The organism is Achromobacter spanius (assembly GCF_029637605.1).
Lineage (GTDB): Bacteria > Pseudomonadota > Gammaproteobacteria > Burkholderiales > Burkholderiaceae_B > Achromobacter > Achromobacter spanius_E.
Genome location: NZ_CP121261.1, coordinates 3,136,333 through 3,159,996 on the forward strand (window position 1 = coordinate 3,136,333; position 23,664 = coordinate 3,159,996).

The window sequence follows — 23,664 nt, forward strand, 5'->3', positions numbered from 1 at the left end:
TACACCGAACGAGGCGCAAAAAGGGCTCAAGCAAATGGCGATTAATTTGTAAGGTCCGCGCGCGGCGCGACCGTGGTCCAGAACGGCGTGACGCGGCTTATCCGCACCGGCAGGGTTTTTTCCAGCAGACGCAGGCTGCCGTCGATATCGCCCAACGGGAACGCGCCCGATACACGCAGCCCGGCCACGGCAGCATCGCAACGCAGCACGCCCCGGCGGTAACGGCCCAGCTCATCCACCAGGTCCGCCAGGCGCCAATTGCGCACTGCCAACATGCCCTGCTCCCACGATGCCGACACGGCGTCCACGGCTGACCCGGGCGCCACCTCGCCTGCGGTGAACACCGTGTGCTGCCCGGCCGGAAGGACAAGCGACGCAACGCCCGCATCTTGCGGCTGGATCTGAACGGCGCCTTCGAATACCGCCACGCGGATGCTGCCGCCGTCGTCGCGCACCATGAAGCGCGTGCCCAGCGCGCGTATCGTGCCTTGCGAGGTGCGCACGATAAAGGGCCGATACACGGGTGAGGGATCGTGGCCCGTGGTCAGCAGGATTTCGCCCGCTCGCAGCCACAGCACGCGGGCGTCGGCGGTGTATTGGATATCGACCGCGCTGGCCGTGTTCAATACCAGCCGCGTGCCGTCGGCCAGGTCCATCTGGCGCCGTTCGCCCGTGGCGGTGCGCGCATCCGCCGTCCATTCGCGCCAGGGCAGCGCGCGCCAGCCGGCCAGCGCCGCCGGCCCCAGCACCAGCAGCGCGCCCAGCGCGCGTAGGGCTTGCCGGCGGCCGGCACGGCTGGAACGCTGATCGACCCGGCGCAGGGTATCGCGCACGAGCTCGGGCGGCACCTGCCCGAAGCCGCGCAGCATGTCTTCCACCCGGGCCCAGGCTGCATCATGCGCAGCGCTGCGGGCGCGCCAATGCTCGAAGGCGGCACGGTCGGCGGCGGACAGGGTTTCGGATTGGAAGCGCACCAGCCAGCCGGCCGCTTGTTCGAGGATGGCGGGGTCGATCGTGGGATGGGGCGCGGGAGTGGTCGCGGAATTCATGGCGCCCGTCATGCCGCGTGCCACTGATAGGCGATCAGGCACGCCGTCAGCGCACGCTGCATATGGCGCTTGACCGTGGCCAGCGACACCCGTTCCTGCACGGCGATGTCGGCATACCTCATGCCATCGAACTGCGACAACAGGAAAATATCGCGCGTCTTGGTGGGCAACGTCCGCAAGGTGGCGTCGATGGCGTGCAGGGTCTCTAGAATTTGCGCGCGCACCTCGGGCGACGGCGCCTCGCGCGCGGGCAGATTTGCAATGGCGGCCAGATAGGCCTCTTCCAGCGCGCGGCGGCGCCAGTGGTCCACGACCAGGCCCTTGGCGATGTGGGTCAGCAAGGCGCGCGGCTCGGGCCCCGTGTCCTGGCGGCGCGCGCTGATCAGGCGGACAAAAGTGTCGTGCGCCAGGTCGGCGGCGTCAAACGAATTGCCCAGCTTCTTGCGCAACCACATCGACAGCCAGCCGTGATGCTCACGATAGAGCTTCGTGACGGAATCGGCGGCGTGGGGTTCGGAGGCAGACAAGACGCACCTGGCGCAATATTGCAAATGGGAACGATTTTTATTTTATCTGCTTTTTTTCCGCCATCCACACCCTGTTCAAAAACCTGCCGCCGTCTTGATATCTGGCATGCTGAATCGCTTAACTTCATAGGGGCGGTCGGATAGAATCAAGCACCTATTCAAGTATCCATTCGACCGTAGACGCCGCCATGCAGAACCAGACTTTCGAGCCTTCTTTTCTTGCTGGCGGCGGCGAGATGGGTAAACGGGTCGCGGCTTACGATTGGGCCACCACGCCGCTCGGCCCCATCAGCGCCTGGCCCTCGGCGCTATGCGTGGCCGTCGGCATGGTGCTGTCGTCGCGCTTCCCCTGCTGCCTGGTCTGGGGCCGCGAACTCATCACCATCTACAACGACGCCTTCCGCCCCATCCTGGGCGCCAAGCCCGAGGCACTGGGCCGCCCGTTCAGCGATGTCTGGAGCGAAGCCTGGTCCATGATCGGCCCCATCGCCGACCGCGCGTTCGCGGGCGAGGCCACCTTCATCGAAGACTATCCGCTGGTGATCCAGCGCTTTTGCCAAGCCGAAGAAGCCACCTTCACGTTCTGCTACAGCCCGGTGCGCGACGAGCACGGGAACGTGGTCGCCATGATGGACACCGTCATCGAAACCACGTCGCGGGTGCAGGCCGAACGCGCGCAGGCCGAAGCACTGCGGCAGGCCGAAGACACCCTGCGCCAAAGCCAGAAGATGGAAGCCGTGGGCCAACTGGCGGGTGGGTTGGCGCACGATTTCAACAACTTGCTGATGGGCATCGCCGGCAGCCTCGAGCTGATCAGCCTGCGTCTTGCGCAGCAGCGCATGGGCGAGCTGGAACGCCACATCGACGTGGCGCGGCGCGGCACGGAAAGGGCCGCCGCCCTGACCCACCGCCTGCTGGTGTTTTCGCGCAATCAACCCCTTGCGCCGCAAGCCGTGGACGTCAACCACCTGGTGCACGGCATGGAAGACCTGGTGCGCCGCAGCGTGGGGCCGGGCATTGCGCTGGACCTGGCGTGCGAGCCTCAGCTTTGGCCCGCGTGGGTAGACCCGCACCAATTCGAAAACGCCTTGCTCAACCTGTGCCTGAACGCGCGCGACGCCATGGAAGGACAGGGGCGGCTGGGCATCGAGACGGCCAAGGTCACGCTAAGCGCCCAGACGGCGCGCGAACGCGATCTGCCTGCTGGCGACTACCTGCGCCTGACCGTCACCGACACCGGCTGCGGCATGACGCCGCAAACCGTGCAACGCATTTTTGAACCGTTCTACACCACCAAATCACCCGGCGAGGGCACCGGGCTGGGCCTGTCGATGATGTATGGCTTTGTGCGGCAGTCCGGCGGGCAGGTGCAGGTCACGTCACGGCCGGGCGAAGGCACGGCGATGAGCCTGTACTTTCCGCGATTCGACGGCGCGCTGACGCCGATGGAATTGGCGGCGCGCCTGGAGCCGCCGCGCGCCGCCGCGGGCGCGACCGTGCTGATCGCCGAAGACGATACGGCGGTGCGCGCCGTCATGGTCGAAACGCTGGCCGAACTGGGCTATGCCGTGATCCAGGCCACCGATGGCGCCAGCGCGCTGCGCGCCTTGTCGGCCCCGGGCCAGATCGATCTGCTGATCTGCGATCTGGGCTTGCCCGGCCGCATGGACGGCCGCCAGGTCGTCGACGCGGGCCGGTTGTTGCGGCCCGGGTTGAAGATCCTGTTCATCACGGGTTCGGGTTCGCAGGCGCTGGCCGAAGCCGGCGCCCCCACCCTGCCCAAGCCTTTCGCGCTGGACGAACTGGCACGCAAGGTCCACACGCTGATGAGCGCCTAGCACCCTTAGAGCTTGGGCGCGTAGCGGAACGTCAGCATGAAGTTGCGCGGTTGGCCGTAGTAGTTGTTGCCGCCCAGCGTGTTGTAGGACGGCACGTAGTACTTCTTGTCGAACACATTGTTGACGTTCAGGCCGATGCTGAGTTCCGGCGTGGCCTGATAACCCACGCGCGCATTCCAGACAGTGAAGCCGGCCAACTTGAATTCGCGGTCCGAGCTGATGGTGGCGGTTTGCGTGTTGACGCCCGCGCCCACGCTCAGACGGTTCATCATGCCCGGCAGCTTGTAGTTGGCCCACAGGCGCAACATGTGCTTGGGCGTCCAGGTGTTGAAGACCTGGCCTTTGTTGTCGGGGTCTTCCAGGTACTTGGTGGTGTTGTAGGTGTAGCCCGCATACAGCTCCAGGCCCTTCACCACTTCACCCGACACTTCCGCTTCCACGCCCTGGCTGCGCACCTTGCCCGACGCGCGCGAGCAATACCAGCCGTCGCACGCGAAGCCGGCGTCGTAGTCATTGACGGCGCGGTTCTTGTGGTCGTAGCGGAACAGCGCCAGCAGGGTGTTGACGCGACCGTCGGCCAGTTCGCCCTTGATGCCCACTTCGTAGTTATTGCCTTCGATGGGCTTGAGCAGGCTGCCGTCCAGGCTGCGTTGGGTTTGCGGTTCGAACACCGTGGTGTAGCTGGTGTAGGCCGACCAGTTATCCGTCAGCGAATAGACGATGCCGGCATACGGAATGAACTTGCCCGATGTGTTGGACGTGGAGGTGCTGCCGAAGCCGGTGTAGGAATAGTCGAACCAGCCGACCCGGCCGCCGCCGATCAGCGCCAGGGACTCGGTGGGCTTCACGCGCCAGGTGCCGTAGATGCCCTTCTGGCGGATGTCGTAGGCGCTGCGCGAATCGTAGCCGCTGGCCTCGACGATGGAATCGATGTCCTGCCACGGGCGATGGTTATCGATGTCAAAGATGTTGCCGCCCGTTTGCCAGGCGCGCGTGAAGCGGTCCTGCGTGGTCAGCTTGGAATAGTTGGCGCCCAGCACCACTTCCTGCTCCATGCCCAGCGCCGTGAAGTTGCCGCTGACCGACATGTCCAGCCCGCGCTGCTTGCTGGCGAAATCCACACCGAAGTTGCCGTAGGACAAGTCGCTGCCGTCGGGCTGCACTTCGCCCGCCACACGCTGGTGCACCGTCGTGTTCTTTTCGTTCATGGCCACGCCGGCCAGGCGGAAGCGCCAGGCGTCGTTGAAGCGATGCGTGACGTCAGCGTTGAAGATGGTCTGGTCGTTCTTGGCGCGGTTCCAGGTGGAGCCGGTAAAGGTGGAACGCGGCAGGTCGATGTCGCCGCCGTCCGCATAGCGCGGGTAGCCCACGATCATCGGACGCGAGCGGCTGTAGCGGTTGCTGATGCCGATGCCGACCGTGGTGTCTTCGGTCACGTCGAAGTCCAGCGCGGCATACAGGTTGCGCGTCTTGTCCCACACGTAGTCGATGTAGGAATGGCTTTGGTCTTCATCGACCACCACGCGGCCGCGCAGCGTGCCCGCGTCGTTCAGCGGGCCGCCCGCGTCCAGCGTCAGGCCGTAGTGGTCCCACGAGCCGGCCTTGCCCGACAGCACCACCGACGGTTCGGCGCCGCCGCGCTTGCGCACCAGGTTGATCGCGCCGCCGGGGCTGCCCGCGCCTTGCAGCAGGCCGGCCGCGCCACGCAGGATTTCCACGCGGTCGTAGAACACCAGCGAATCCTGCTCCCAGTTGCCCAGGCTGTAGCTGTTGCGCAGCAAGGCCACGCCGTCGTATTGCAGCTGGTCCACCGGAAAGCCGCGCGCATTGATCGACACGCCCGGCCCCACGCCTTGCACGCCCACCATGCCGGCCGTGTTGTTGACGGCGTCCGGCAGGCTGGTCATAAGCTGGTCGTCCATGCGCTGGCGTGTCAGCACGGTGACGGATTGCGGAATGTCCTTGAGCGCCTGCGTGGTCTTGCCGATGGTGATGGCGGGCGACGTGTACGAGCCGGTGCCGTCCGTGGTGGGGTTGTAGCTGCCCATCACGGTCACGGGCGCCAGCGTTGCGGCCTGGCTGGGGGCCGGCGCCTGTCGCAAGCGGTAGCCCCCCTCGGCGCGGGCAACGGCCTGCAAGCCGGTGCCGGCCAGCAACTGGGCCAACGCCGCGTCCACCGGGTAGGTGCCGGACACACCGCCGGTGCGGGCACCGGCCGCCAGCGACGGGTCGGACGCCACCATGACGCCGGCCTGCATCCCGAACGCGCCTAGCGCCGCGCCAAGCGGGCCGGGCGGAATGTCAAAGGTGATTGATTGGCGCAGGGAGGTGGCTGCCTGGGCTTGGGCTTGGGCTTGGGCCTGCACTGCCGACGACCACGGCGCGGCCAGCACGACCGCGGGCAAGGCCACACGCAAGGCGAGGCTCAGGCGGGTGCGCGGCGACAAGCGGCGCTGCGGCGAAGAGAGCTTGGCAAGTGACGCGTGAGCGGCACGCGGGCGGGCAAGTGACGGCTGGGCAAGCAGACGGACAAGCGACGGGCGGGCAAGCCACTCTGCGCGGGCAGGACGAGAAGACATGTAGAGATTTCCTGGCTCATGAAGGAAGGACGCAGACTCGGCGGGAAGAGGCTTCCGGGCTGCTTTCCTTACATGACGCGCTGATTCGGGACTTACGCCGTTCCGGTTACAAATCAATCGCGGGCGGGCGGACGGCGGACGGGCGGTCGGGCTCAGGCAAGCCCCACCGTGACCCAATAGCGGGTGTATTGCCGCACGCGCAGGGGCAGCACCTCTTGCAGCATGGCCAGCACCTTGTCGCTGTCGGCCAAGGGGAATGCCCCCACCACGCGCAATGCGCCCGCCTCGTCCGAACAGCTCAGCCGGCCGGGCCGATAGCGTGCCAGTTCTTGCAGAAATGCGGCCAGCGGCATCTCGTTGGCAATCAGCATGCCGTTGATCCAGGCGGATGTGGCCGGTTCCAGCCCCTGCAACGCAAAGCCGCCCGTCGCCGACACCACCGCCTGTTCCCCCGCATGCACGCGCCGGGGCGTATCCGCTGCGTCCAGGCCGCGCACGTCCACCGCGCCTTCCAGCACCGCCACGCGTACAACCGCGCTGCCTCCGTGACCGTCGCCCAGATCACGCACCAGAAACCGCGTGCCCACCGGCGTCAGGATGCCGCTGCGCGTGCGCACCGTGAACGGCCGGCCTTGCGGGTCTTGCGCGGTCGTCACCAGGATCTCGCCTTCCAGCAGCACCACTTCGCGTTGGCTATTGGAGTAGCGCAGGTCCACGGCGCTGGCGGTGTTCAGTTCCAGCCGCGTGCCGTCCGGCAAAGTCAGCGCGCGCCGTTCGCCGGTGCCGGTACGCAGGTCGGCGGCCAGGCGCACAATGGCGCCGCGTTCACCCACCGCCCACGCACCCAGGCCCAGGGCCACGGCCGACACCATCCAGCGCATTGCGTTGCGGCGCGACTGGATCAGCGGCGCCTGCCGCAGCGTGCGGGCGGCCACGTCGTGGCCCGCTTCGGCCACGCCCAGGTCTACGTCGCGCGTCAAGGCCACCAGCCGCATCCAGGCCAGTTCATGCTCGGGCTGGGCCTGCCGCCACTGTTCGAAGCGCAGACGGTCATCATCGCTGGCGCCCTCGCGCAGCCGCGCCCACCAGTCAGCGGCCTGACGCACGATCCTGGGATCGATACGGCCCGCTTCCGGCGCATGCGGCCGCAGCAGCTTGGGGGTGTCCGGGGATCCTGGGGTTGGGTGGGGGGTTGAGTGGGGGATTGCGTTTGGAGTTGCGTGTGGGGCTGCGCTCGGGGTTGCGCTTGGGATTGCGCGCAGGTTTGCGCGCGGGGTTACGCCTGCATTTGCGCTTTGGTTCACGGCTTGTTCACCCGTACACCGCCGTGTAGCAATGCACCAACGCGCGCGCCAGCGACTTCTGCACCGCGTTGGCCGTCAGGCCCAACTGCTGGGCTATGTCGGCGTAGGACATACCCTCCAACTGCGCCATCAGGAAAATGCGGCGGCTGGTCATGGGCAGCGTGTCCAGCAGTTCGCAGATTTGCTCCAGCGCTTCCAGGATCAAGGCGCGCGATTCCACCGAGGGCTCCACCGCCACCGGCTGCAAGGCCAGCGATTCCACATAGGCCGTCTCGATCGCCGCGCGCCGGGCGCGGCCAATCAACAGGCGCGTGGCGATGGTCCGCAAGTAGGCGCGCGGTTCACCCAGCGGTTCCCGCACATTGGCGCGAATCAGCCGTTCAAAAGTGTCGTGCGCCACATCCGCCGCATCGGACGCATTGCCCAGCTTGCGCAGCAGCACGCCGCGCAACCACTGGTGGTGCGCCTGATAGACGGATTGCACTTCGGCATGAGGAGCGAAGGATGAGGATGGCATGGCGGCGCCCCGGCGTCACCGCCAGAATCCCAAACAAAATGAAAATGATTCGCAATTATAAATATCTTTGGATCGTTTTCAAGAAGGGAAATCCGGGCGTTGCGCGGGCGTGGCGGAATGATCGTGCCGGTGGTCGGCCGTCTGGCGAAATGTAGGATGGGTGCAGCGCGGGTTGGCGTAGGCAAGAAGACGGCGCCGGCCGCGCGGAACCCATCACGCGCGTTGGGGCGGATCCCGTTAAGAATTCGGCGTTGCTTGATGGGTTTGCGCGTTGTGCGATTTCTTTCTTTTTTAGACAGTCTCGCGCTACACCCATCCTACGATCGTGCCTGCAATCGACGGAATGATCGTGCCGGCGGTCGGCCGTATGGCGGAATGTAGGATGGGTGCAGCGCGGATTGGCGTTGGCAAGAAGATTGCGCCGATCGCGCGGAACCCATCACGCGCGTTGGGGCGGATCCCGTTAAGAATTCGGCGTTGCTTGATGGGTTTGCGCGTTGTGCGGTTTCTTTCTTTTTTAGACAGTCTCGCGCTACACCCATCCTACGATCGTGCCTGCAATCGACGGAATGATCGTGCCGGCGGTCGGCCGTATGGCGGAATGTAGGATGGGTGCAGCGCGGATTGGCGTTGGCAAGAAGATTGCGCCGATCGCGCGGAACCCATCACGCGCGTTGGGGCGGATCCCGTTAAGAATTCGGCGTTGCTTGATGGGTTTGCGCGTTGTGCGGTTTCTTTCTTTTTTAGACAGTCTCGCGCTACACCCATCCTACGATCGTGCCTGCAATCGACGGAATGATCGTGCCGGCGGTCGGCCGTATGGCGGAATGTAGGATGGGTGCAGCGCGGATTGGCGTTGGCAAGAAGATTGCGCCGATCGCGCGGAACCCATCGCGCGCGTTGGGGCGGATCCCGTTAAGAATTCGTCGTTGCTTGATGGGTTTGCGCGTTGTGCGATTTCTTTCTTTTTTAGACAGTCTCGCGCTACACCCATCCTACGATCGTGCCTGCAATCGACGGAATGATCGTGCCGGCACACGGCGGCGCCCCACGGTCCAGCTAGTAATCCATCGGGATATGGGCCTGCGCCGCGCGTATTTCCTGAATGTGGCGTTCGGCCTCTTCCCGCTCGGCCGCCGGCGGCAAGGGCCGCCAGCTCACCATGTTGCCGGGCGTCTTCACCGGCATCCAGCCCAGCACGCTGTATAGCGTGATGGCGGTACGTCCCGTATCAAAGCGTGTTTCGTAGTAGCCCTGCCGGTCCGGCGCGGTATCACCGGACGTCCAATCCAACTGCGACATCCACGTCTCCTTTGCTGAAGCGGTTTGGCAAGCGCGTCGGCCCGGTACTGGCCCGACGCCGCTTCATCGTAAAGCGTGCCGCGTGCGCCCATGGGGCCACCTTGCGCCCCCTTTGCAATTCTTGACAGAGGGATATCCCTAGGATTAGGCCAGGTACACGCTCATTTAATGCCAATGAACGGCAGAGCCGCGCCGGGCACCTGCGTGGCCGGCAGCACGCCGTCCCATTTCTCGACGGCGTTCAGGCTCACCAGGTTGGTGTTGGCGGCCAAGGCTTCGGCCTTGGCGCGAATCGACGCGGCCTCGGCGTCGCCGCGCATGCGGATGCCGTCGGCCTCTGCCGTGAATTGCTGGCGGCGCGCATCGGCCTCGGCGCGGGCTTTGACCACCTGGATCTCGGCGTTGATCATGGCCGTTTCTTTCTGCTGGCGCGTGGTCTCGATCTGCACCTGGGCCAGCATGCGCTGTTCGATGGAATGCTCGTAAGCCTGCGAGAAACCCACTTCTTCGATCTGCACACCCACCACCTGCACCGGCGCGCCTTCCATCGTCTTGAGCACGGCAGAATTCACATCCAGGCCCAGTTTCTGGCGTTCCTGAATGGCGCGCACGGCGGTGTACTGGCCAAACACATTCTTCACGGCGTCGGGCGTCTTGCGTTCCAGCACGCGCATTTGCAGATTGTCGATGGTGCCGTATTCCGAATAGAGCTCGGCCACGTGCTCGGGCGGCACGCGGTAGGTGACGGACACGCGCAGTTGCGCCGGCTGCTGGTCGTAGCTATAGGCTTCCAGCTTCTCGAACACGAACGTGTGGTCGCGCACCGACACCATCATCACGTTGTCGATGAATGGCGTCTTGAAATCCAGCCCAGGTTCCGACACGCGCACCAGCTTGCCGTTGCGCAGCACCACGCCGCGCTCGCCCTGGTCCACCTGGAACCACGACCCGAAAGCGATGAAAAGGATCAGCAGAAAAAGAATGCCGGTAATGATGGCGACCTTGATGTTGCGCGGCTTGACCGCGCCGATCGTCTTGACCATCTGAATATCTGTCGGCTTCACTTCGAGTCCCTTTCTGATTTTGAACGTTTACGGTCCGAGAGCACGGCCGCGATGCCGCGAGCGAGCAAATAAGCGACCACGGCCGCTCCCACCAAGATCAGGAAATACCTCATCGCACGTCCCCCCGGGGAAAGAAGCACCGGATTCTAGCCGGTGAAAGGGACGGATTAAGCATCCAATGCACCCGCAATGTTGCTAGACATTTCTGGACGTTGCAGGCCTTCAAATTGGAGTGGTGACACCCGTTTGAAGCCGCTGCGCGACCCCACTCGCACGCTTGCTCGCATCACGCCGCAGACTGTTACGCCATCGGCTTTGGGCCATCTGCTACCGTGAAGTTTCGCCCCCGCCGGCCGCGTCCGGCGCCAAAGATGGAGACCGAATGCCACGTCCTTCCGAGTCCACCCCCTTGATTGGCGTGATCCCCCCCTACGTGCTGGACCGTTTGGCGCAACACAGCGACGCGCGTGTCAGCATGCCCGCCGTCAAGACCTTGATCATTGATCAGCAACAACGGGGCTTGCGCGAAATGTCGGCGCAACCCTCGCGTGCCACGGTGGCGCCATCCGCCACGCGCTCGCCGCCCGGCGTGCCGGAACGCGCGGTGCACGACGCGCAAAACACCACCACCCTGCCCGGCACGCTGGTGCGCGCCGAAGGCCGCCCGGCCAGCGGTGACGTGGCGGTGGACGAAGCCTATGCACACCTGGGCGCCACCTACAAACTGTTTTGGGACGTCTACAAACGCCATTCCATCGACGGCCACGGCCTGCCGCTGGTGGGCACCGTGCACTACGGCGACGACTACGACAACGCCTTCTGGAACGGCGCGCAGATGGTGTTTGGGGATGGCGACGGCGAAATCTTCAACCGCTTCACCGTTGCCGTCGACATCATCGGCCACGAACTCACGCACGGCGTGATCGACTCCGAAGCCGCTTTGCTCTATCAAGGCCAGTCCGGCGCCTTGAACGAATCGCTATGCGACGTGTTTGGCGCGCTGGTCAAGCAGTACGCGCTGGGTCAGAACGCACGGCAAGCCGATTGGCTGGTGGGCGCGGGGCTGTTCACCGAGAAGGTCAATGCGCGCGCGCTGCGGTCCATGTCGGAACCCGGCAGCGCCTACGACGACCCGGTGCTGGGCAAAGACCCGCAGCCCGCCCACATGCGCGACTACGTTGATACCCCACGCGACAACGGCGGCGTGCACATCAATTCCGGCATTCCGAACCGCGCGTTTTTCCTGGCGGCCACGACGCTGGATGGGCCGGCCTGGAAAGGCGCCGGGCGCGTCTGGTACGACACGCTGTGCGACAAGCGCCTGCGCCACGACGCCGACTTCAAGGCCTTCGCCACCCTCACGTCAACGGTAGCCGCCGAACGCCACGACGCGGACGTGCAAACCGCCGTGGCACAAGCCTGGGCCGCCGTAGGAGTCCTGCCATGATCGAACTGCCTCCCCTGGATCTGGTGCTGCTGGTGCGGCTGACCCGCGAAGGTGGCGTGGCCTACCTGCCCGCGCTGACACAACCGCGCAGCATCAACCTGGCCACCTGCGCCCCCGAGGTGCGCCAGGAAGTCGGCAACGCGCTGCAACGCGCGGCGCCGCGCGCGGTGGCGGACTGCGCCCAAGCGGGCGGCGACCAACGCTACTTCCACGTCGAAATCGTGCTGGACCGCGACGAGCAAAGCGCCATCAGTTTCGACGTACCTGAAGCCGACGCGCCGGACACGCTGATGCAGCTATGGAAGGCGCACGCCGCGCCCCTAAGCTGAGGGTTGGGCCACCTGCCGCACAGCGCCCCGTTGCGTCCGCCGGCTAACGCGCCGTGGACACCGGCTGCGGCGTCGACGCTCGCGGCCCGCCGATCTGGATGGCGCGGCCCGCATACAGGCCGATGACCGCCATCGCCATGCACAAGGCCGCGCACAGCCCAAGTGCCACGCTCCATCCGCCCAGGCGGTCATGCAGCGCCCCCATCAAGGCGGGGCCGCTGGCGGCGAACAGATAGCCTACGCACTGCGCCATGCCCGACAAGGCCGCCGCCTGCTGCGCGTGGCGCGCACGCAGGCCCACAAAGGCCAACCCCAAAATGATGCCGCCACCCGTGCCCAACCCCAACAACACGATCCACGCCGTTGCCCAACCCGGCACGGCGATCAGGCCCACGAACGCCACCAAGGACGACGCGGCCGCGCAGAACGCCGCGCCGCGCTGGTCTTTCAGCCGACGCACCACCGGCGCCAGGAACAAGGCGGGGCCCGCGGACATCAGTTGCAGCAGTCCATGCAGCGAACCGGCGCGCTCGGCTGAATAGCCGGCGTCGCGCAAAATAGCGGGCAGCCAACTGACGCCCACATAGAACACAAAAGAGTTGATGCCCAGGTACAAGGTCACCTGCCAGGCCAGCGGCGAATGCCACAGGCGGCCGCCGTGCGGCGCGTGCGCGGTGGTGGAGGCCGGCGGCGTGTGGTGCGTCAACTGCGGCAGCCAAAGCAGCATGCTGGCCAACGGCAAAATCAACAGGCACAGCGTGGAAAAGCGCCAACCGTCCACGGACAGCCCCGCCAACGGAATCGCAACAGCCGACGCCGCGCCCGCCGCGATGCTCATCGTCAACACATAGGCCGAGGTCAGACCGGCAACGCGCTGCGGAAAGTCGCGTTTGAGCAGGCTGGGCAGCAGCACATTGCCGATGGCAATGCCAGACCCGATGATGACCGTGCCCACATACAGCCCCCCGGCCGCCCCCTGTACACGCACCACGATGCCGATCGCAATCAGCACCATGGCGCCGAACAGCGTGCGTTCCAGCCCATGGCGGCGCGCCAGGCCCGCCGCAAACAGCGACACCACCGCGAACGCCAACAAGGGCAAGGTGATCAGCATGCCGGCCGCCGTGGACGTCAGGCCCAGTTGTTCGCGGATCATGCCGATCAGCGGCGGCACGCCCGTGATTGGCGCGCGCAATGCCATGGCAATGCAGAGGATGCCCAGGATGAGCCACACCGGACGACTGCCGGAACGAAGAGAGGCGGGAATTCGATTCATGCCGCAAGCTTACGCAGGCGCGCCTTTACCGAATTTCGAGACAATGACAAACTATCCCGGAATTCTGCCAAACCACCTCACCACCCCTGCCCGCTTCCATGCGCCCGCACCCTTTCCCGCCCACGCCCTTCGACCCCGACTCCAGCTCGCAGCCCGCCTTCGCGATGCCGGTGGACGCGGCGAATCGGGATAACGAATCGCCCACGCATCGCCACCACATGGGCCAGCTTGTGCTGGCGCTGCGTGGTGGCGTCACCTGCTCGGTGCCGCAAGGGCTATGGATGGTGCCGCCCCAATGCGGCGTATGGATTCCAGGCGGCGTGCCGCATAGCAACCGCGTCACCGCCAACGGCCGCGTCTACTTTCTGTTCGTCCCGTCCGCCGCCTCGGGCCTGCCGGACGAATGCTGCACGCTGGCGATCACGCCGCTGGTGCGCGAACTGATCGTGCACCTGGCCGCGCTGCCGGCGGCCGAGGTGCCGGCCAACGCCAACCGGCAACTGGCGGACGTGCTGATCGAACAACTGCGCCGCATGCCCACCGAACGCCTGCATCTGCCGCTATCCGACCACCCCCGGCTGCGTGAGATCGCCACCGCGCTGAATGCGGACCCCGCCGACCGCAGCACGGTAGCGCAATGGGGCAAGCGCGTTGCCATGAGCGAACGCACACTGGCGCGGCTGGTGCAGCAAGAGGTTGGCATGAGCTTTGGCCGCTGGCGCCAGCAACTGCACATCATCGTGGCCTTGCAGCGCCTGTCGGCGGGCGTGTCCGTGCAGCGCACCGCCGAAGACCTGGGCTATGAATCCGTCAGCGCGTTCATCACCATGTTCAAGAAAACGCTGGGCAAAACCCCGGCCCGCTATTTCGCGGATAAGGCGCAGGAGCCTTTCGCGGACAAGTCGCAGCATCCGGCATCGCCGGGCGCGCCTGGTCCTGCCTAGGACCGACATCGCCCGACGCGCCTAGTCCGGCTTAGGACCGGCCACGATGAACAAGCGCGGGAACGGCAGCAGCACCGTGCCGTCCGCCAGCGCGGGATAGGCCTCGGCGATCAGCGCCTGATAGCGCGCCAGAAAGCTCGCCTGTTCGGCGGCGTCCAGCTTGTCCAGATACGGCCGCAGCGCCGTGCCCTTGAACCATTCCACCACCGCCGCCGCGCCGGCCAGCGGATGGTGATAGGTGGTGCGCCACACGTCCAGCACGCCGCAATGCGGCTTCAGCAATTCGTAATACCAGGCCGCGCTGTGGCGCGGCGGGTGCTTCACGCCCCCCGTCTTCGCGGCCCACGGCGCCTCGCCGGCCACCTGGCGCGCCAGGCGGTGCGCGGGTTCTTCCATGTTGTCGGGCGTTTGCACGGCCAGGCTGCCGCCGGGCGCCAGCTTGCCGACCAGGCGTGGGTACAGCGTGGCGTGGTCGGGCACCCATTGCAGCGCGGCGTTCGCCAGGATCACGTCGTACTGCCGGGGCGGGTTCCAGGTGGCAATGTCAGCCAATTCAAACTGCAAGGACGGCAGGCGCTTGCGCGCGGCGTCGATCATGTCTTGCGAGCTGTCCATGCCGGTGACCACGGCGTCGGGATAGCGCGCGGCCAGCACTTCGGTGGAATTGCCCGGCCCGCAGCCCAGGTCCACCGCCAGGCCGACAGCTTGGTTCGGCAAGGCGGCAACCAGGTCGCGCACGGGCCGGGTGCGTTCGTTTTCAAAGGCGGAATACTGCTTGGCGGACCAACTGTTGTGGCTCAAGGTGGTGTTGCCCGTTGCGTTGCTCATGGCGGCTCCTTGCTGAAGGACGGATACGCCGGCACTCTACGCCCGGCCGCCTCCTATTACAAATAGGCAGCCACGCCATTTTTCATATCGAACGCCTATGGCAAAGGGCAAAGAAAAACCGCCGGACCAACCGGCGGTTCAGAATGAAAAACCGCCGGACCAGCCGGCGGTTTGGGGACTGCGTGGATATCGCTTACTGCGTCGTCAACGTCTCCGAGCGGGTTTTCCACAACGAGAACAACACACCGCCCAAGATCAGGCTGAACGTCACGCCCAGCGACACCGCCGCGGGCACCTTGCCGATGAAGCCGACCAGGAAGATCTTCGTACCAATGAACACCAGGACCAGAGCCAGCGCGTACTTCAGGTAGTGGAAGCGGTGGATCATGGCGGCCAGCGCGAAGTACAGCGCACGCAGGCCCAGGATGGCGAAGATGTTGCTGGTGTAGACAATGAACGGGTCCGTCGTGATGGCGAAGATGGCAGGCACCGAATCCACCGCGAACACCAGGTCAACAAACTCGATCAGCACCAGGGCCAACAGCAGCGGCGTCGCAAAGCGCACCTTCTTGTTAGAGGCCGGGTCCGTTTCGGTGACCACGAACGCATTGCCGCGCAGGCCTTCCGTCACACGCATATGGCGCTTCAGGAACTTCAGGATCGGGTTGGTGGCGATGTCCGGCGTCTGGTCGGCAATCATCCACATCTTGATGCCCGTGAACACCAGGAACGCGCCGAACAGATACAGCAGCCAGCCAAAGTTACTGACCAAGGCGGCGCCCAGGCCAATCATGATGGCGCGCAGCACGATCACGCCCAGAATGCCCCAGAACAACACGCGGTGCTGGTACTGGCGGGGAATCGCGAAGAAGCTGAAGATCAGCGCAATCACGAAGACGTTGTCCATGGACAGCGATTTCTCGATCATGAAGCCCGTGTAATAGGCCATGCCGCTGGTCGCGCCCAACTGCCACCAGACCCAGCCGCCGAACAGCAGCGCGGCGGTGATGTAACCGCCCGACAGCAACAGGCTTTCACGCACACCGATCTCGCGGTCTTCCTTGTGCAGCACGCCCAGGTCAAAGGCCAGCAAGCTGACGACAATGCTCACGAACAGGAGCCAGGCCCAGGTCGGTGTCCCTAAAAAGTCGTTGGTGAAGAATGTGATCAAAGTGTCCATGATTGCCCCGCTGTGTTCGAAGGTGCCCATGATCCGGATTTGATGCCAACCGAGAAATCAGCCTGAAAGTGAGTTAAGGTTCGAAAAAACCGAAGTAAAGACAATCATGCTGAACTACCGACACCTGTATTACTTCTGGATGGTTGCCAAGGAAGGCGGCTTTTCCCGGGCGGCCGAACGGCTGGACATGGCCATCCAGACCATCAGCGCCCAAGTGCGCGACCTGGAAAAAAACCTGGGCCACCAGTTGCTCAAACCCGCCGGGCGCGGCGTGGCGCTGACCGACGCCGGCAAGGCCGCTTTCGCGCGCGCCGAAGAGATCTTCCAGATTGGCCATGTGCTGCCGCAGGAAGTTCGCGCGGCGGCCACCAAGCCCGTCATCCGCTTGTCCGTGGGCCTGTCCGACGGCATCTCGAAGCTGGCGGCGCACGCCTTGCTGGGCCCCGTGCTGGACACGCCCGACCTGCGCCTGACCTGCCATGAAGGCGAAGTGGAAGAGCTGCTGGGCGAACTGGCGCAACACCATCTGGACCTGGTGCTGGCCGGCCAGGGCGCGCCCGCCAACCCCAACCTGCGCCTGACCAGCGACCGCCTGGTGTCGTCGGCGGTGGACTGGTACGGCCCGGCGCGGCTGGTGCGCAAGGCCGACACGCAGGATTTCCCGCGCTGCCTGGAGCGGCTGCCCGTGTTGCTGCCCACCGGCCATTCCGTGTTGCGCCAGACGCTGGACCGCTGGTTCGGCGAACAGGGCGTGCTGCCCAATGTGGTGGGCGAGTTCGAAGACAGCGCCCTTATGTCGGTGTTTGCCGCGCGTGGGCTGGGCGTATTCCCGCTCAGCCGGCTGGGTGGCGACGATATCGGCCTGCTGCGAGGCCTGCGCCCGCTGGCCCGCTGCGACGGCGTGCATGAGGAAATCCACGCCATCCGTAACCGCCGTGGCCAGCACCATCCCTTGGTCCAGGCCGTGCTGGCACACGCCAAGACTTCGGTTTTTTCTTAATGTTTGTCACACGCACTCTGGTTTTTTAGAAATAGAATCCGCTTTATCGTGGACCCTCTTTTGAATCGGAGTACCACTGCAATGAAGAAAATCATCTGGCTCACCTTCGCCGCGCTTGCCGCGCTCTGGACGGGGCTGGTGGCGCTGACCCTGCAATTGACCGACTGGGTGCTGGCAACCATCTCCACCGCGCAGGTGCCGGGCACCGCGCTGGACACGTCCCAATGGGTCGCGCCCGCCTGGGCCGCGGGCTGGGTGGACCCGGCCTGGCTGGCGTCGCTGCAAGGCGGCCTGGTGTGGGCCGCACAGGGCCTGAACCAGATCTTGCCGGTGGCGGGCAGCCTGGGCACGTTGATCGCGGTGCTTGGCTGGATCTTCTGGGGCTTCATCATGGTCGGCCTGCTGGCGCTGGCGATGGTCCTGCACTGGCTGGCTGGCAAGCGCGAGCGGGCCAACGCGGTGCCGGGCCGCCAGGTGGTCTGACGCAGCAAGTGACCACGTGGGGTAACCAAGTGGTGTAATACCGGCAGGCAACGCGCCGCCCGGTGCGCTGCCCTGACACAGGAGCGTGCCTTGCCCACCCGAACTGTTCCCGCCCCGACCTCTGCTGCCTTGTTGGTCGTGGCCTGCCTGTTGCCCCTGGGCGCCATGGCAGCCACGCCCGCATCACCCAGCAACACCAGCGTGGATGTCTGCACCGTCGCCGGCACGTCAGGGCAGTACAGCGTGCGTGTGCACAATACGGGGGCCGCGCCGCTGGCGCGCGTCGACATCACCGGTGTGCACTTGAACGCCGCCGGCCAGGCGACCGACCCGGTCAACGTCAGCCTGTCGGATATTCCTTCCGGCAAATACAAGACGGCCATCCTGGCGCGGCGCGGCGAATCCGCCGCCTTGGACCGCATCGTCACCTATACCCTGGCCGATGGAAAGCAAACGCCCCAACAAGAGCTTTACGCGGGCAAGGTGGCGCACGTGTCGCCCGGCTCCGCGCTGCAATACACGCTGGCGCCGCTGGCCGTGCGCGGGTGGACGGTGGCGTATGGTTCGCCCAATGCCGCCCGGCTGGAGGCCGGCAGCGCCGTCATCCTGAGCTACCCGGTGCGCAGCGGCAAACAGCCCGCCACACGGCCCGAAGCCGGCCGCACGCCGACGGCGGTGACGCCGCTGGCAGCGTGCGGCAACGACTGATCAGGTGCCGGCAAGCAGGTCGCGCTCGTTCAAGAGCGCATAGACGATTTCGGGCTTGTTCTCGAAACCCCGGCGGATGGCGGCGGGCAACGCCGTGCGCGTCTTGCGGCACAGGCCCGGCGCGTCTTCCAGCTGAATCGCAATGCCGCGCGAGGTACGCACTTCGTTGTCGCTGGGCGTAATCACGATAACGATGCCCAACTGCGCCTGGATGCGGCCCTGCATGGCGCGCAAGTCGTCCAGGCTGCTGATGTTTTCCAGCCGCGCAATCAGCCGCTTTTCTTCTTCCTTGGTCAGCCGCAGGATGCGGATATCCGCGGCAGGATCCGCCAACAGGGTGTCGCGGTCGCACACACAGGCGCCCGGTGGACATTCTTGGCGGATGGGAAAGGGAAAGTTCATGGCGAAAAAACGCGCGTGGACGCACAAGGCCTGGACAACACCAGACCGTCAATTCTACTCAAGATGCCAAGCTGCCCGCCGCCGTGCCCTGCTCGTTTTCCCGCACGGCGCTGCGGTATATTCCCCCCCTTGTTCGAGGCTGGGGAGAGGCGCGTGAAACGGATTTTTCTGGCGACCGCACTGGCGGCGTTGGCCGCGCAGGCGCAGGCTCAAGCGCACACCGCCCCGCGCAACGTTCCGTTTTCCATCAAGGCGGGCCTACCGGGCGTGGTCACGATCAGCGGCGGCGATACGCAGCAAGCCACCGTGCGCGTGGGCGATGGCCCCAAGCAGCCCCTGGGCAGCTTCGACGCCGACACGGTCGACCAGATCCAAGCCGTGGACATCAATCACGACGGCTACCGCGATTTGATACTGGGACAAAGCGGCGGCAGCACGCAGCTTTTCGCCCGGCTCTTCCTGTACCGGCCCGACAGTGGGGCTTTCCAGGAAATCGTGCACCCTGATCCATCCAGCCCGTGCCGAGGCTTCGTCAACCCGGTCATCGACGAAAAACAGGCCGTGATCCACGTGGCGTGCCGCTATGGCGCCGCCAGCCACGGTTTCGAAGACTACGTGCTGCGACCCGACGGCACGGTGCGTGCCACATCGTGGGGCACCCAGGCGCTGTTCGGCCTGGAGAGCGAAGCCGCCGAATTGACCTACCGCTTTCGCGAAGACGGGTCGATTGACCGCATCGACATCGACATCGAAGACGAAGGACCGCTGCTGGAAGGCGGCACCGTCCCGGTCGAAAAACTGGACCTGATGGACACACCGGACATCAATGCCAGGCCCACGATGACCGCCACCAAAGGCGAACACCTGGACGTCGTGGGCCTGCGCCCGCCCGACTGGCTGCAAGTGCGCTACGCCAGCAAGACAGCGGGCGTCGTACTGAAGTGGGTTCGCTATGGCGATCTGCGCGAACACGCATCGCCGGGTGACGCCGTCAGTGCAACGCGATCTCCATTCCGCCTTTCGCGAGTTGCCCGCCATAGCCCGGTACGGGTGACGGTCGCTATAGTGACGTCCGTCATCCCGTAAGCTGACGTCCGTCAATCCTTATCGGTCGTCCGTCACCCCATCACCCGCCCCCATCACCCGCCCCCATCCAGGACCTTCCCCGTGCTGATCTTCCACAACCCCGTCCATGACAAACACGCTGGCCGCCAGGAAATGTTTCGCGGCAAACTCGTGCCCTGCCACGAAACCCCGGCGCGCCTGGAATACGTGCTGGATGCACTGCGCCAGCGCGGCATCGGCGAACTGCGCGCGCCGTCTGCGCCCGACATGGACCTGATCAAGCGCGTGCACACGCCGCGCTACGTGGACTTTCTGGCCAGCGCCTGGCAAGACTGGGTGGCGCTGGACCCGGCCAATGCAGACCTGGACATCCTGCCGTCCGTCTGGCCGGTGCGCGGCTTTCGCCACGATATTGAACCCACCAACTTCGCCGCGCGCGTCGGACTGTTCTCGTTTGACAGCGGCTGCCCGTTGACGGCCGGCACCTGGGAAGCGGCCACCGCCGGCGCCGCCTGCGCCATCGACGCGGCACGCGCCGTGATGGCGCCGGGCGGCCCGCGCGCCGCCATGGCCTTGACCCGCCCGCCCGGCCACCATGCGGGCGCCGATTTTTTCGGCGGCTATTGTTTCTTGAACAACGCGGCGCTGGCCGCGCAAGCCCTGCGCGAGGCGGGCGCGGCGCGCGTGGCGATACTTGACGTGGACTACCACCACGGCAATGGCACGCAGAGCATTTTCTATGAACGTAGCGACGTGCTGACCGTATCGATACACGGTGATCCCACCACGGAATACCCCTTCTTTCTAGGCTATGCCGACGAAGCAGGCGAAGGCGCGGGCTTCGGCGCCAACCTGAACCTGCCGCTTGCGGCCGGCACCGACTTCGCCACCTGGACGCAGGCACTGCAACAAGGTCTGGCGGCCATTCAGGCATTCAAGGCCGACGCCGTGGTGGTGGCGCTGGGCGTGGACACCTACGAAGGCGATCCCATCTCGAAGTTCAAGCTGAAAAGCGCGGACTACCTTGAAGTGGGCCGCATGCTGGCCGGCCTGGGCCTGCCCACCGTGTTCACGATGGAAGGCGGCTACGCCGTGGCGGATGTGGGAATCAATGTAGCCAACGTGCTGGAGGGCGCGGGCGGCTGAGCCGCCCCCGCGCCCGGATTTGATTCCACGCTTGCTTTCTCTCGCTTAATCCCGCGTTTCCAGCACCTTGTTGATGCGCAGCGCCAGCAAGGTGCACGCGGCGCCCGACAGCAGATAGATGCTGACCGCCACCAGCCCGAACCGGGCCGACAGCCCCAGCGCCACCACCGGCGCGAACGCCGCGCCGATCAGCCAGGCCATGTCGGAGGTCAGCGCGGCACCGGTATAACGGAAGCGGCGCGTGAAGTTCGCGGTGACGGTGCCGGACGCCTGCCCATACGACAGGCCCAGCAACACAAAGCCCACCAGGATGAAGGCGTCCTGGGCAACCGGTCCGCCGCCCAACAACCACGGCGTGAACAGCGCAAAGATGGCGATCGCCACCGCCAGCATGCCCAAGGTGGTGCGCCGGCCGATGCGATCGGCCAGCCAGCCCGAAGCCACCGTGCCCAAAATGCCCAGGATGGCGCCGAAGATCTGCACGATCAGCACGTCGGTGATCTGCTGCGTGGCGCTGATTGCAATCCAGGACAGCGGAAACACCGTGACCAGGTGGAACAGCGCGTAGCTTGCCAAGGCGGCGAACGCGCCGATGACCAGGTTGTAGCCTTGCGAACGCACCATCTCGGCAATGCTGATGGGTTCAAGTTCGCCCTCTTCGAGCAGTTGCGTGTATTCCTCGGTGACCACCAAGCGCAAGCGCGCGAACAGCGCCACCACGTTGATGGCGAAGGCCACGAAGAACGGATAGCGCCAGCCCCATTCCAGGAAATCCGCCTGCGTCAGCGTCACGTGCAAATACAGGAACAGCGCGCTGGCCACCAGGAAACCCACCGGTGCGCCCAACTGCCCCATCATCGAATACCAGCCGCGCCGATGCGGCGGCGCATTCAGCGCCAGCAAGGACGGCAGGCCGTCCCAAGAGCCACCGAACGCCAAGCCTTGCAAGCAACGAAATACCGCCAGCAATGTAATGGCGTGCGCGCCGATGGTTTCGTAGCTGGGCAAGAACGCCATGCCCACGGTGGCGGTGCCCAGCACGAACAAGGCTACCGTCAGTTTTGTGGCGCGGCCCCAACGCCGCTGGATCGCCATCGACAGCGCGGTGCCGATGGGCCGCATGATGAATGCGAACGAGAAGATGACAAACGCCCAAAGCGTGCCTTCCAGCGGCGCTTCAAAGGGGAAGAAGACTTTGGGAAAGACCAGCACGCAAGCGATGCCGAATACGAAGAAGTCGAAGTATTCGGAGGCGCGCCCCACGACCACGCCGACGGCGATTTCGCCTGGAGCCACCTTGGCATGGCTCGCCCCGCCGGACGTGGGCCCCGGGCCGGGAACGGAAGGGGCATGACCGGGATACTGCGTGGAGGTCGACATGGATTTGCTCGCTGTTGGAAGTTCGAAACTGCCTTGTCTACGATCTTGCAACCTGCCGGCGCGCGACGAAGCCACCACGCGCCAAGCCGCATCCACACAGGGATAGCGCCCTGCCGCGCGCACAATGCCGTGCACACTTTTGTTCTTTTACCCTAGATTTTTCGCGGCTTCCAGCGTAGTGTTGCGTTTACTTCCCACGGTTACGTTTCGGGGTATGGCCATGTCGTCCCTCCCAAGGCTCCGCGGATTGATCTTGATTGCCGCCCTGCCATTGCTTGCTGGATGCAACGCGGTGCTGCTCTCGCCATCAGGCGACATAGCAGTGCAGCAACGCAATCTGATCATCATCTCAACCGGCTTGATGCTGCTGATCATCGTGCCGGTCATCTTCTTGACATTTCTTTTTGCGTGGCGCTATCGGGCCAGCAACAAGGATGCGCACTACGACCCGGAATGGAACCACTCCACCATGCTGGAGCTGCTGATCTGGGCCGCGCCGCTCTTGATCATCATTGCGCTGGGCGCGCTGACCTGGGTCAGCACCCACCAGCTTGACCCCTACCGACCGCTGGCCCGCCTGTCCGAAGGCCGCGAGGTGCCCGCCGGCACCAAGCCGCTGGTGGTCGAGGTGGTGGCGTTGGACTGGAAATGGCTGTTCCTGTATCCCGAACAAGGCGTGGCCGCCGTCAACGAAATGGCCGCGCCGGTCGACCGCCCCATCCAGTTCAAGATCACGTCGTCGTCGGTGATGAACTCGTTCTTTGTCCCTGCGCTGGCCGGGCAGATCTACGCCATGCCCGGCATGCAGACCACCTTGCACGCCGTCATCAACCACCCCGGCGAATACGAAGGCCTGTCCGCCAATTTCAGCGGCCCCGGCTTCTCGGCCATGCGCTTCAAGTTCCACGGCCTGGACCAGCAAGGCTTTGACAAATGGGTAGCCGACGCTCGTGCCTCCAGCACCACGCTCAGCCGCGGCGCCTATCTGAAGCTTGAGCAACCCAGCGAACGCAACCCCGTACAACGCTACGCCTCGGTGGCGCCAGGCCTGTTCGACGCCATCGTCAACCGCTGCGTGGAAGGCAACCGCATGTGCATGAAAGACGCCATGGCCATCGACTCGCAAGGCGGGCTGGGCATTCCGGGCGCGCTCAACATCACCTCCCTGGATGCGGAAACGCGCGAGCGTCTGGGCCTGAGCGGCACGCCGCCGCGCAAATACGTGGGTTCCATGTGCACGTCGTCCCAAGGGCTGGTGTTGTAGCGCCGCGCGTCTGCCGCGATCCGAATCGGATG

The 23,664-nt window shown here is 65.2% G+C and carries 22 protein-coding genes; 10 read left to right on the top strand and 12 right to left on the bottom strand.

Going from position 1 to position 23,664, the window contains the following annotated elements; genetic code table 11:
- Positions 1-41 precede the first annotated feature (41 nt).
- Both P8T11_RS14010 and P8T11_RS14015 read right to left on the bottom strand, forming a co-directional pair.
- Positions 42-1,049: a FecR domain-containing protein gene (locus tag P8T11_RS14010; protein WP_268081377.1), complete on the bottom strand. Its 1,008-nt coding sequence runs from the start codon at positions 1,047-1,049 to the stop codon at positions 42-44.
- 8 nt (positions 1,050-1,057) lie between these two features.
- Complete coding sequence (locus tag P8T11_RS14015) at positions 1,058-1,576, bottom strand: sigma-70 family RNA polymerase sigma factor (protein WP_268081376.1); 519 nt, start codon at positions 1,574-1,576, stop codon at positions 1,058-1,060.
- Positions 1,577-1,764: 188 nt separating this feature from the next.
- Between P8T11_RS14015 and P8T11_RS14020 the strand changes: the two genes are divergently transcribed.
- Positions 1,765-3,414, top strand: coding sequence for an ATP-binding protein (locus P8T11_RS14020; protein ID WP_268081375.1), 1,650 nt, complete (start codon positions 1,765-1,767; stop codon positions 3,412-3,414).
- Positions 3,415-3,419: 5 nt separating this feature from the next.
- On the opposite strand, the gene P8T11_RS14025 is transcribed toward P8T11_RS14020, so the two are convergent.
- From P8T11_RS14025 to P8T11_RS14045, 5 genes are all read right to left on the bottom strand, one after another.
- Entirely contained in the window at positions 3,420-5,993 is a 2,574-nt protein-coding gene (locus P8T11_RS14025) for a TonB-dependent siderophore receptor (protein WP_268081374.1), read from the bottom strand.
- Between the two features lie 152 nt (positions 5,994-6,145).
- Positions 6,146-7,099, bottom strand: coding sequence for a FecR domain-containing protein (locus tag P8T11_RS14030; RefSeq protein WP_268081373.1), 954 nt, complete (start codon positions 7,097-7,099; stop codon positions 6,146-6,148).
- Between the two features lie 205 nt (positions 7,100-7,304).
- The gene (locus tag P8T11_RS14035) at positions 7,305-7,814 is read right to left on the bottom strand and encodes a sigma-70 family RNA polymerase sigma factor (protein WP_268081372.1); all 510 of its coding nucleotides are present in this window, start codon (positions 7,812-7,814) and stop codon (positions 7,305-7,307) included.
- 1,059 nt (positions 7,815-8,873) lie between these two features.
- Positions 8,874-9,116, bottom strand: coding sequence for a hypothetical protein (locus P8T11_RS14040; protein ID WP_050450109.1), 243 nt, complete (start codon positions 9,114-9,116; stop codon positions 8,874-8,876).
- 161 nt (positions 9,117-9,277) lie between these two features.
- Positions 9,278-10,159, bottom strand: coding sequence for a prohibitin family protein (locus P8T11_RS14045; RefSeq protein ID WP_268082361.1), 882 nt, complete (start codon positions 10,157-10,159; stop codon positions 9,278-9,280).
- A 403-nt stretch (positions 10,160-10,562) separates the two neighbouring features.
- Between P8T11_RS14045 and P8T11_RS14050 the strand changes: the two genes are divergently transcribed.
- Together P8T11_RS14050 and P8T11_RS14055 are read left to right on the top strand one after the other, a co-directional pair.
- A complete protein-coding gene (locus P8T11_RS14050; protein ID WP_268081371.1) occupies positions 10,563-11,627 on the top strand; it encodes a M4 family metallopeptidase in 1,065 nt (354 codons plus the stop codon).
- Positions 11,624-11,956 carry a protealysin inhibitor emfourin gene (locus tag P8T11_RS14055; protein WP_268081370.1) on the top strand — a complete coding sequence of 111 codons (333 nt, stop codon included), beginning with the start codon at positions 11,624-11,626 and terminating at the stop codon, positions 11,954-11,956. The genes P8T11_RS14050 and P8T11_RS14055 overlap by 4 nt, the downstream gene beginning before the upstream one ends.
- A 43-nt stretch (positions 11,957-11,999) precedes the next feature.
- On the opposite strand, the gene P8T11_RS14060 is transcribed toward P8T11_RS14055, so the two are convergent.
- Positions 12,000-13,232: an MFS transporter gene (locus P8T11_RS14060; protein WP_268081369.1), complete on the bottom strand. Its 1,233-nt coding sequence runs from the start codon at positions 13,230-13,232 to the stop codon at positions 12,000-12,002.
- 98 nt (positions 13,233-13,330) lie between these two features.
- Here P8T11_RS14060 and P8T11_RS14065 point away from each other — a divergent pair, with 98 nt between their 5' ends.
- Positions 13,331-14,176 (top strand): AraC family transcriptional regulator, encoded by an 846-nt coding sequence (locus tag P8T11_RS14065; protein WP_268081368.1) that lies wholly within the window; start codon positions 13,331-13,333, stop codon positions 14,174-14,176.
- 21 nt (positions 14,177-14,197) lie between these two features.
- Here P8T11_RS14065 and tam read toward each other — a convergent pair whose 3' ends face one another.
- Positions 14,198-15,004, bottom strand: a complete 807-nt coding sequence (gene tam, locus P8T11_RS14070) for a trans-aconitate 2-methyltransferase (RefSeq protein ID WP_268081367.1) — start codon at positions 15,002-15,004, stop codon at positions 14,198-14,200.
- A gap of 193 nt (positions 15,005-15,197) precedes the next feature.
- Entirely contained in the window at positions 15,198-16,184 is a 987-nt protein-coding gene (locus P8T11_RS14075) for a TerC family protein (protein WP_268081366.1), read from the bottom strand.
- Between the two features lie 106 nt (positions 16,185-16,290).
- Between P8T11_RS14075 and P8T11_RS14080 the strand changes: the two genes are divergently transcribed.
- From P8T11_RS14080 to P8T11_RS14090, 3 genes are all read left to right on the top strand, one after another.
- Positions 16,291-17,184, top strand: coding sequence for a LysR family transcriptional regulator (locus P8T11_RS14080; RefSeq protein ID WP_050450103.1), 894 nt, complete (start codon positions 16,291-16,293; stop codon positions 17,182-17,184).
- 81 nt (positions 17,185-17,265) lie between these two features.
- Positions 17,266-17,667: a hypothetical protein gene (locus tag P8T11_RS14085; RefSeq protein ID WP_268081365.1), complete on the top strand. Its 402-nt coding sequence runs from the start codon at positions 17,266-17,268 to the stop codon at positions 17,665-17,667.
- A gap of 90 nt (positions 17,668-17,757) precedes the next feature.
- Positions 17,758-18,375, top strand: a complete 618-nt coding sequence (locus P8T11_RS14090) for a hypothetical protein (RefSeq protein ID WP_268081364.1) — start codon at positions 17,758-17,760, stop codon at positions 18,373-18,375.
- Here the strand turns inward: P8T11_RS14090 and P8T11_RS14095 are convergent, their stop codons facing one another.
- Positions 18,376-18,777: a hypothetical protein gene (locus P8T11_RS14095; protein ID WP_268081363.1), complete on the bottom strand. Its 402-nt coding sequence runs from the start codon at positions 18,775-18,777 to the stop codon at positions 18,376-18,378. It lies immediately after the preceding gene.
- Between the two features lie 153 nt (positions 18,778-18,930).
- On the opposite strand from P8T11_RS14095, the gene P8T11_RS14100 reads away from it, so the two are divergent.
- Together P8T11_RS14100 and P8T11_RS14105 are read left to right on the top strand one after the other, a co-directional pair.
- Complete coding sequence (locus P8T11_RS14100; protein WP_268081362.1) at positions 18,931-19,863, top strand: XAC2610-related protein; 933 nt, start codon at positions 18,931-18,933, stop codon at positions 19,861-19,863.
- 81 nt (positions 19,864-19,944) lie between these two features.
- Positions 19,945-20,988: a histone deacetylase family protein gene (locus P8T11_RS14105; protein WP_277550154.1), complete on the top strand. Its 1,044-nt coding sequence runs from the start codon at positions 19,945-19,947 to the stop codon at positions 20,986-20,988.
- 45 nt (positions 20,989-21,033) lie between these two features.
- Here the strand turns inward: P8T11_RS14105 and P8T11_RS14110 are convergent, their stop codons facing one another.
- Positions 21,034-22,368 (bottom strand): MFS transporter, encoded by a 1,335-nt coding sequence (locus P8T11_RS14110; protein WP_268081361.1) that lies wholly within the window; start codon positions 22,366-22,368, stop codon positions 21,034-21,036.
- A 220-nt stretch (positions 22,369-22,588) separates the two neighbouring features.
- Here P8T11_RS14110 and cyoA point away from each other — a divergent pair, with 220 nt between their 5' ends.
- Positions 22,589-23,632 carry a ubiquinol oxidase subunit II gene (cyoA, locus tag P8T11_RS14115; protein WP_268081360.1) on the top strand — a complete coding sequence of 348 codons (1,044 nt, stop codon included), beginning with the start codon at positions 22,589-22,591 and terminating at the stop codon, positions 23,630-23,632.
- The last annotated feature ends 32 nt before the right edge of the window (positions 23,633-23,664 follow it).

Coding starts and splice junctions, on each gene's coding strand:
- P8T11_RS14085 (WP_268081365.1), top strand. CDS start 17,266: ATGAAGAAAATCATCTGGCTCACCTTCGCCGCGCTTGCCGCGCTCTGG.
- P8T11_RS14040 (WP_050450109.1), bottom strand. CDS start 9,116: ATGTCGCAGTTGGATTGGACGTCCGGTGATACCGCGCCGGACCGGCAG.
- P8T11_RS14035 (WP_268081372.1), bottom strand. CDS start 7,814: ATGCCATCCTCATCCTTCGCTCCTCATGCCGAAGTGCAATCCGTCTAT.
- P8T11_RS14010 (WP_268081377.1), bottom strand. CDS start 1,049: ATGAATTCCGCGACCACTCCCGCGCCCCATCCCACGATCGACCCCGCC.
- P8T11_RS14065 (WP_268081368.1), top strand. CDS start 13,331: ATGCGCCCGCACCCTTTCCCGCCCACGCCCTTCGACCCCGACTCCAGC.
- P8T11_RS14060 (WP_268081369.1), bottom strand. CDS start 13,232: ATGAATCGAATTCCCGCCTCTCTTCGTTCCGGCAGTCGTCCGGTGTGG.
- P8T11_RS14110 (WP_268081361.1), bottom strand. CDS start 22,368: ATGTCGACCTCCACGCAGTATCCCGGTCATGCCCCTTCCGTTCCCGGC.
- P8T11_RS14020 (WP_268081375.1), top strand. CDS start 1,765: ATGCAGAACCAGACTTTCGAGCCTTCTTTTCTTGCTGGCGGCGGCGAG.
- P8T11_RS14050 (WP_268081371.1), top strand. CDS start 10,563: ATGCCACGTCCTTCCGAGTCCACCCCCTTGATTGGCGTGATCCCCCCC.
- P8T11_RS14095 (WP_268081363.1), bottom strand. CDS start 18,777: ATGAACTTTCCCTTTCCCATCCGCCAAGAATGTCCACCGGGCGCCTGT.
- P8T11_RS14055 (WP_268081370.1), top strand. CDS start 11,624: ATGATCGAACTGCCTCCCCTGGATCTGGTGCTGCTGGTGCGGCTGACC.
- P8T11_RS14080 (WP_050450103.1), top strand. CDS start 16,291: ATGCTGAACTACCGACACCTGTATTACTTCTGGATGGTTGCCAAGGAA.
- tam (WP_268081367.1), bottom strand. CDS start 15,004: ATGAGCAACGCAACGGGCAACACCACCTTGAGCCACAACAGTTGGTCC.
- cyoA (WP_268081360.1), top strand. CDS start 22,589: ATGTCGTCCCTCCCAAGGCTCCGCGGATTGATCTTGATTGCCGCCCTG.
- P8T11_RS14025 (WP_268081374.1), bottom strand. CDS start 5,993: ATGTCTTCTCGTCCTGCCCGCGCAGAGTGGCTTGCCCGCCCGTCGCTT.
- P8T11_RS14045 (WP_268082361.1), bottom strand. CDS start 10,159: ATGGTCAAGACGATCGGCGCGGTCAAGCCGCGCAACATCAAGGTCGCC.
- P8T11_RS14075 (WP_268081366.1), bottom strand. CDS start 16,184: ATGGACACTTTGATCACATTCTTCACCAACGACTTTTTAGGGACACCG.